Source organism: Vibrio sp. 811, from assembly GCF_033339195.1.
Genome location: NZ_JAWOUB010000395.1, coordinates 1 through 710, shown reverse-complemented (window position 1 = coordinate 710; position 710 = coordinate 1). Strand labels below are relative to the sequence as shown.

The following is a 710-nucleotide window of genomic DNA, read 5'->3' as shown; positions in this document are numbered from 1 at the left end:
TTATTCTAGGACTGATTTATCAAGGATTATGATGAACAAAATTTTCCTACCCCTCCCCCTTTTCTTCTCCTCTCTTACGATGGCGAACGAACCCGTTGAACGAGTGATCAGTTTAGCGCCTCACGCCACAGAGATCGCTTATGCTGCTGGCTTAGGTGACAAACTGATCGCTGTGAGTGAGATGAGTGATTATCCGAAGGAAGCTGGTGAACTGGAGAAAGTATCCAATTACCAAGGCATAAAGTTGGAACGCATCATTGCCCTTCAGCCCGATCTCGTCATTGCTTGGCCTGCGGGTAACCCCGCCAAAGAGCTCGAAAAGTTAAAACAATTTGGCGTACCTATCTACTACTCAACCACGGGTACTTTAGAAGACATCGCAAATAATATTGAGCAGCTGAGTCAATACAGTGATAATCCATCAAAAGGTCAAAAAGCAGCGCAGGACTTTAGAGAGGGGCTAACTGCTCTCAAAGCGAAATACAACACCACAGAGAAAGTCCGCTATTTTTATCAACTCAGCGAAAAGCCGATCATTACTGTGGCAGGTAAAAACTGGCCGAGCGAAGTATTTAACTTCTGTGGTGGTGAAAATGTATTTGCCAATACAGCAGCACCCTATCCTCAAGTCAGTATCGAGCAAGTGATAACACGTCAACCTGAAGTACTCTTCACCTCTCGTCATACTATGAGTGATGATGGAATGTGGG

The 710-nt window shown here is 44.9% G+C and carries 1 protein-coding gene; it reads left to right on the top strand.

The window, feature by feature from the left end:
• Positions 1-31: 31 nt before the first annotated feature.
• The coding region (gene btuF, locus R7Q46_RS27095; protein WP_318078248.1) for a vitamin B12 ABC transporter substrate-binding protein BtuF at positions 32-710 on the top strand (679 nt) is incomplete at its 3' end.